The sequence below is a fragment of the Pseudomonas sp. P5_A2_2 genome, from assembly GCF_054177685.1.
Genome location: NZ_JBGCUL010000324.1, coordinates 1 through 6,873, shown reverse-complemented (window position 1 = coordinate 6,873; position 6,873 = coordinate 1). Strand labels below are relative to the sequence as shown.

Annotated in this window: 5 protein-coding genes and 1 pseudogene; 3 read left to right on the top strand and 3 right to left on the bottom strand. The window is 60.4% G+C overall.

All coding sequences use genetic code 11. The annotated features are described in order from the left end of the window. Positions 1 to 98 precede the first annotated feature (98 nt). Positions 99 to 461 (bottom strand): cupin domain-containing protein, encoded by a 363-nt coding sequence (locus tag ACXRVY_RS17455; protein WP_223460452.1) that lies wholly within the window; start codon positions 459 to 461, stop codon positions 99 to 101. 235 nt (positions 462 to 696) lie between these two features. Between ACXRVY_RS17455 and ACXRVY_RS17450 the strand changes: the two are divergent. After that, positions 697 to 2,052 (top strand): annotated as a pseudogene (locus ACXRVY_RS17450) (aldehyde dehydrogenase); the annotation flags it as partial. 95 nt (positions 2,053 to 2,147) lie between these two features. Then, positions 2,148 to 3,293, top strand: a complete 1,146-nt coding sequence (locus ACXRVY_RS17445) for an MFS transporter (RefSeq protein WP_223460448.1) — start codon at positions 2,148 to 2,150, stop codon at positions 3,291 to 3,293. On the opposite strand, the gene ACXRVY_RS17440 is transcribed toward ACXRVY_RS17445, so the two are convergent. Together ACXRVY_RS17440 and ACXRVY_RS17435 are read right to left on the bottom strand one after the other, a co-directional pair. Continuing rightward, positions 3,290 to 4,864 (bottom strand): phospholipase D family protein, encoded by a 1,575-nt coding sequence (locus ACXRVY_RS17440; RefSeq protein WP_223460446.1) that lies wholly within the window; start codon positions 4,862 to 4,864, stop codon positions 3,290 to 3,292. The two genes, ACXRVY_RS17445 and ACXRVY_RS17440, sit on opposite strands and share 4 nt — an antisense overlap. Before the next feature lie 60 nt (positions 4,865 to 4,924). Then, positions 4,925 to 6,358 carry an aminotransferase-like domain-containing protein gene (locus tag ACXRVY_RS17435; RefSeq protein WP_223460443.1) on the bottom strand — a complete coding sequence of 478 codons (1,434 nt, stop codon included), beginning with the start codon at positions 6,356 to 6,358 and terminating at the stop codon, positions 4,925 to 4,927. 179 nt (positions 6,359 to 6,537) lie between these two features. Between ACXRVY_RS17435 and ACXRVY_RS17430 the strand changes: the two genes are divergently transcribed. Beyond that, entirely contained in the window at positions 6,538 to 6,783 is a 246-nt protein-coding gene (locus ACXRVY_RS17430; protein WP_223460441.1) for a DUF1127 domain-containing protein, read from the top strand. Positions 6,784 to 6,873 lie beyond the last annotated feature (90 nt).

The following is a 6,873-nucleotide window of genomic DNA, read 5'->3' as shown; positions in this document are numbered from 1 at the left end:
AAAAAGGCCCGTATCGCGAGATACGGGCCTTTTTTGTTGCCTGAGGGTTTTTGTGTCGGCTTTCAGGGGCTCTTCGCCGGCTCAAACACCTGAAATCTTCAAGCCTTCTGTTCAAACGCCACGTAGATCTTGCGGCATGGCTCCAGCACTTCCCAGGTGCCTTTGAACCCGGCCGGAATGACGAAGCGGTCACCGGCGCGCAAGGTCTTGGCGTTGCCGTCGCTGTCGCGTAGCACCGAAACACCCTGAACGATTTCGCAGTATTCGTGTTCGGTGAAGTTCACCATCCACTGGCCGACGGCACCTTCCCACACACCGGCGTTCAACTGACCACAAGGGCTGTTGTAGTGGTTGTAAACCGCTTGCTCCGGGTCGCCCTTGAGCACTTTGGCCGGGTCCGGACGGTAGCGTTCGGCGACGGTGGTAGCCTGGCTGAAGTCGACGACGTTCTGGATGTTCATTGTTGTTTTCCCTCCGTGATTACGGCGCGAGTGGTTGGTCAGCCCAAAGTCTATGTTTATTAAAATGAACATCGCAAGGCCGTTTGCCGGCGTTATGTCAAATATATTGAAACTTCATGGGCGGCTGGTTTAGGGTGGCGGATGCCTTGGGCCGAATAGCAGGCTGGCCGGGCAGAATTCCTGACAGCGCCCGCGAAGAACGCGGGTGTCGTATCAATAAGAGGAGGACATTCGCATGACCACCCTGACCCGTGCCGACTGGGAACAACGTGCCCGCGACCTGAAAATAGAAGGCCGCGCTTATATCAATGGCGAATACACCGACGCCGCCTCTGGCGAGACCTTCGAGTGCATCAGCCCGGTCGATGGCCGTCTGCTGGGCAAGATTGCCAGCTGTGACGCCGCCGACGCCCAGCGCGCCGTGGAAAACGCCCGCACCACCTTCAATTCCGGTGTCTGGTCGCGCCTGGCGCCGACCAAACGCAAATCCACCATGATCCGTTTCGCCGGCCTGCTCAAGCAGCACGCCGAAGAGCTGGCCCTGCTTGAAACTTTGGACATGGGCAAGCCGATCAGCGATTCCCTGCACATCGACGTTCCCGGCGCGGCGCAAGCTCTGAGCTGGAGCGGCGAAGCCATCGACAAGATCTACGACGAAGTCGCTGCAACCCCGCACGATCAACTGGGCCTGGTGACCCGTGAGCCGGTTGGCGTGGTCGGTGCCATCGTGCCGTGGAACTTCCCGCTGATGATGGCGTGCTGGAAGCTGGGTCCTGCGCTGTCCACCGGTAACTCGGTGATTCTCAAACCGTCGGAAAAATCGCCGCTGACGGCGATTCGCATCGCTGAACTGGCTGTCGAAGCCGGCATCCCGAAAGGCGTGCTGAACGTATTGCCGGGTTACGGTCACACAGTCGGCAAGGCCCTGGCCCTGCACAACGACGTCGACACCCTGGTATTCACTGGTTCGACAAAAATCGCCAAGCAGCTGCTGATCTACTCCGGCGAGTCGAACATGAAGCGCGTCTGGCTCGAAGCCGGCGGCAAGAGCCCGAACATCGTGTTCGCCGATGCGCCGAACMTGCAAGACGCTGCCGAAGCGGCTGCCGGTGCCATCGCCTTTAACCAGGGCGAAGTTTGCACTGCCGGTTCGCGCCTGCTGGTGGAGCGTTCGATCAAGGATAAATTCCTGCCGCTGGTGATCGAGGCGCTGAAAACCTGGAAGCCGGGCAACCCGCTGGACCCGGCGACCAACGTTGGCGCGCTGGTCGATACCCAGCAGATGAACACCGTGCTGTCCTACATCGAGTCCGGCCATGCCGACGGCGCCAAGCTGGTGGCCGGAGGCAAGCGTACGCTCCAGGAAACTGGCGGYACTTACGTTGAGCCGACGATTTTCGACGGTGTGAGCAACGCGATGAAAATCGCCCAGGAAGAAATCTTCGGCCCGGTACTGTCGGTCATTGCATTCGACAGCGCCGAAGAGGCCATCGCGATCGCCAACGACACGCCGTACGGCCTGGCCGCTGCGGTCTGGACGGCCGACATCTCCAAGGCTCACCTCACTGCCCGAGCACTGCGTGCCGGTAGCGACTTCAATGTTGAATGTTGTACCGCTATCGCGAGCAAGCTCGCTCCCACAGTGTTTTGTGTTGTACATAAAAAATATCCACAGGAGCGTGGAACATGCGTTGGGCGACTTATTTCGCCGTTTTGGCATCTGTCCTGAGTGTCGGCCTGGCCCTGGGTGTCAGCATGCCGCTGGTGTCCTTTCGTCTGGAGAGTTGGGGCTACGGCTCGTTTGCCATTGGTGTGATGGCGGCGATGCCGGCCATCGGCGTCCTGTTGGGGGCGAAAATCTCCAGTCATTTGGCGGCGCGCTTCGGTACGGCCAATCTGATGCGCCTGTGCCTGTGGGCCGGGGCGGTTTCGATCGGTTTGCTGGCGCTGTTGCCGAGCTATCCGATCTGGTTGGTGTTGCGGCTGATGATCGGGGTGATCCTGACCCTGGTATTCATCATCGGTGAAAGCTGGATCAATCAACTGGTGGTCGAGCAATGGCGCGGGCGGCTGGTGGCGCTGTATGGCAGCAGCTACGCACTGAGTCAGCTGGCCGGGCCGGTGTTGCTGGGCTTCCTTGGCACCGAGCACGATTATGGTTTTTGGGTCGGCGTCGGTTTACTGATGGCTGCTCCGTTTCTGTTGCTGGGGCGCAGTGGTGCACCGAGCAGCGAGGCCAGCAGCGTGACCTTGAGTGATTTGCTCGCGTTCTGTCGTGGCCTGCCGGCGATTGCCTGGGCGGTGTCGCTGTTCGCCGCGTTCGAGGCGATGATTCTGACGCTGTTGCCGGTCTATTGCCTGCGCCAGGGCTTCACCACGGAGATCGCCCTGGCGATGGTCAGTACAGTGGTGGTCGGCGATGCAGTGCTGCAATTGCCGATTGGTGCGTTGGCCGATCGCTTGTCACGCCGTGCGTTGTTTACCGGCTGCGCAGTCGTCTTGCTGCTGTCGAGTCTGGCGATTCCGATGCTGATCGACACATTGCTGATCTGGCCGCTGTGGGTGTTGTTCGGCGCCAGCGCTGGCGGGTTATTCACCTTGTCGTTGATCCTGATCGGCGAGCGTTATCGCGACGATGCGCTGGTGCGGGCTAACGCCCACATCGCCCAGCTGTGGGGGATTGGTTGTCTGATCGGGCCGCTGTTGGCGGGCGCCGGCAGCCAGTGGATCAGCGGTCATGCGTTGCCGTTGCTGATGGCGGTGGGGGCCTTGGGCGTATTGATCGTGGTGTCGCGGCAAGGTGCGTTTGGGGCGATTGTCGAGCCGGCCTAGAGCATTTTCTCCAGCCCAACCGTATTGCTCAGCCACGCATTGAATCGCCGCCACGAACTACCTGGCTCCTTGGTCAGGGTGTGCATTTTTCCGTCGTCTTCGGTGGTCCAGACGATCTGATCGTTTTCCAGCTCCACCTGATAACTCAGGGCCGGTGCCATGCCCTGCAACGCCAGTTCACGGACCTGTGCGGCCAATTCCGGGCTGTCCACCAGCACGCCGACTTCGGTGTTCCACAGCACCGAGCGCGGATCGAAATTGAAAGAGCCGATAAAGGATTTCTGCTGGTCGAAGATCATCGCCTTGCTGTGCAGGCTGGAGTCAGAGCTGTGATAGGCGCTGCTGGAAAACAGATGCGGCCCGCTACCGCTGCCGCCGCCCTCACCGGGCTGGCTACGCAATTCGTAGAGCTTCACGCCGTGCTCCAGCAGCGCCCTGCGATAGGGGGCGTAGCCACCGTGTACGGCGGGAACGTCCGTGGCTTCCAGTGAATTGGTCAGCAAACTCACGGAAACGCCGGCATCGGCGCGCCCGGTCAGGTACACCAGTCCCGGCTGGCCGGGCACAAAGTAGGCCGAGATCATGATCAGTTCTTTGCTGACGTTGTTGAGTTCAGGTGCCAGTTGCGTGGTCAGCAGCAACTGCGGATCGGGCTCGCCCTTGGCCAGTACCTTGCTCGGCGCATCCCACAATGCCTGGTTCCAGGCCCAGATCAGTTCGCGGCGCCAGATGTCCAGGCGCGGGTGGGTGGTGAAGGTCATCAAGTGTTTGTAGAGCGCGTGATTTTGTTTTCGCGTTTCCGCCAGGGACTCTTCCAGCCGGGTGCGGGTGTTTTCCAGGTCCTGGGGGGAAGGTTTGCTCGACAGGAACTCGTCGATCGGCTTGCTCAGGGCGCTGTTCCAGTACTGGTCGAAACTGTGCCCGAGTTGCTCGGCAACCGGACCGACACTGAGCATGTCGATGTCGGTGAAATTCATGTTGGGCTTGGCATCGTAATACTCGTCCCCCAGATTGCGTCCTCCGACGATGGCCATGCTGTTGTCCGCCAGCAACAGCTTGTTGTGCATGCGTCGATGTTGTTGCGACAGATTGAACAGCCGGCCCACGGTACGGGTCACGCCGGTGCTGCGACCAAGATTCAGCGGATTGAACACGCGGATCTGGATTTTCGGATGCGCGGCGAGGGTGGCGATGACCCGGTCCAGGCCGTCGCTGGCGGTGTCGTCGAGCAGTACCCGCACCCGTACGCCCCGATCGGCAGCTTTTAGCAATTCCTCGATCAACATGCGCGTGCTGATGCCGTCGTGCACGATGTAGTACTGCAAATCGAGGCTGCTTTGGGCATTGCGTATCAGTTCGGCACGGGCGGTGAAGGCCTCGGTGCTGTCCGATAGCAGGCGAAAGCCCGATTGCCCCTTGTAAGGTGCAGCCTGTGCCTGGACCGAGCGACCGAATGCCGAGTCTGAAGCCGGTAGCGCCTGGCTCGGTACACGCTGAACGTCGAAGCTGGAGCAACCGCCCAGGAACGTGGCGAGCAGCAAAAGAGCAAGCAGGGGCTTTCTGGCTCTCACGTAGGATCGTTCCGTTTGGCGGCGCAGTTAGGCATATGGACGCTGATTCCCGAATAAAAGTCAGTCGCTCAGCTGATCGGTTTCCGCCAGCAGTTTGAACGCTGTCGCACCGACCTTGCGCACCGCGTCTTCGATCTGCGGTGTTGGTTTGGCAGCGTAGTTCATGCGCAGGCAATTGCGGTACTTGCCCGAGGCGGAGAAGATGCTGCCCACGGCAATCTGTACGCCCTGGTCGTGCAGGGCACGATTCAGTTTCAGGGTGTCGAAGCCGTCCGGCAATTCCACCCACAGCATGAAACTGCCTTGCGGACGACTGGCACGGGTGCCGGCCGGGAAGTAGCGGCTTACCCAATCGATCATCAGGTCGCGATTGCGTTGGTATTGCGTGCGCATCCGCCGCAAATGCGGCTCGAAATGGCCGCCCTTGAGAAATTCGGCGATGGCGATCTGCGGTTGTGGCGCGGTGGAGCCGGTGCTGATGTATTTCATGTGCAGCACCCGTTCCAGATAACGGCCCGGCGCGACCCAGCCGATACGCAGGCCCGGCGCCAGGGTCTTGGAAAACGAACTGCACAACAGGACGCGACCGTCCTCGTCGAAGGATTTGATCGTGCGCGGGCGTGGATAGGTATAGGCCAGTTCGCCATACACATCGTCCTCGATGATCGCCACGTCAAACCGTTGCGCGAGCGTCAACAACGCACGTTTGCGCGACTCGGGCATGATGTAGCCCAACGGGTTGTTGCAGTTGGGGGTCAGCTGTATGACCTTGATCGGCCACTGCTCCAGCGCCAGTTCCAGCGCTTCGAGGCTGATGCCGGTCAGTGGATCGGTGGGGATTTCCAGGGCTTTCATGCCCAGGCCCTTGAGGGTCTGCATGGCACCGTGAAAGCTCGGCGAGTCCACCGCCACAATGTCCCCCGGCTCGCAAGTCGCGCGAATGCTGGTGGACAGCGCTTCATGGCATCCAGTGGTGACCACCAGATCGCTGGCGCCCAACTGGCAGCCGGAATCGAGCATCAGGCGAGCGATTTGTTCGCGCAGTTCGAGGTTGCCGTGGATATTGTCGTAATACAGGCCAGGCATATCCTGCCGCCGGCTGATTCGCGCCAGGTCACGCAGCAGAGGCTTCATGGTCGGACTGGTGATATCCGGCATGCCGCGCCCGAGTTGCACCACATCTTTGCGTGGTACGGCGCGGATCAATTCCAGCACCTGATCCCATTGCGAAATGTCCACCGGCCTTTGAGCCGGGCGGCCGACTGCCGGCAAGTCCGGCAATTCGCGACTGGCCGGAACGAAGTACCCGGACTTGGGTCGTGGCATGGCCAGCCCGCTGTCCTCCAGCACCCGATAGGCCTGCTGCACCGTGCTCAGGCTGACGCCGTGCTCGACACTCAGCGCCCGTACCGAGGGCAGCCGGTCACCGGGGCGATAGAAGCCCTGTTCGATACGTGTGCCGAGCAACTCGGCGAGGTTGACGTAAAGGGTCATGATGCAGCCTCGATTGGTGGGATTCGGTTAACCAGTACAGATCAGGCAAGAAATCAGGATTCAGTGGCGGAATCGACAAAACTGTATTGAGTTAATACAGTTGTTTTGAATCTGTAATGCTTTTTCGCGCCCGCGCATCATGGAACCTCTGGCTACCCAAGTAAACAGGAGCATCCAAGATGAACGGTTTGAGCGATGTGCGGCTGACGTTACACAGTCAGGAACTGGCGGCAGGGCAGAACAACGGCACGCGGGAGGCGGGCATGCACAATGTGTCGTCCGGCCAGAGTCGTTGGGATCAGTTCTGGCGTCGGCTGCACACGCGCAAGGCGTTGCTGGCGCTGACGGTCGACCAGCTCAAGGATATCGGGCTGACGCGGGAGCAGGCGCGAGAGGAGGGGCTGAAGCCTTTCTGGAGGATCTGAGTTTTGCGACGGCCTCCCGGGCCTCTTCGCGGGCAAGCCCGCTCCCACAGGTTTCGGCGGTGTACACACATCTTGTGAACACTATCAATC

Bases quoted from the DNA above. Each gene is read 5' to 3' on its own strand.
- ACXRVY_RS17455 (WP_223460452.1), bottom strand. From the start codon at position 461: ATGAACATCCAGAACGTCGTCGACTTCAGCCAGGCTACCACCGTCGCC.
- ACXRVY_RS17445 (WP_223460448.1), top strand. From the start codon at position 2,148: ATGCGTTGGGCGACTTATTTCGCCGTTTTGGCATCTGTCCTGAGTGTC.
- ACXRVY_RS17435 (WP_223460443.1), bottom strand. From the start codon at position 6,358: ATGACCCTTTACGTCAACCTCGCCGAGTTGCTCGGCACACGTATCGAA.
- ACXRVY_RS17430 (WP_223460441.1), top strand. From the start codon at position 6,538: ATGAACGGTTTGAGCGATGTGCGGCTGACGTTACACAGTCAGGAACTG.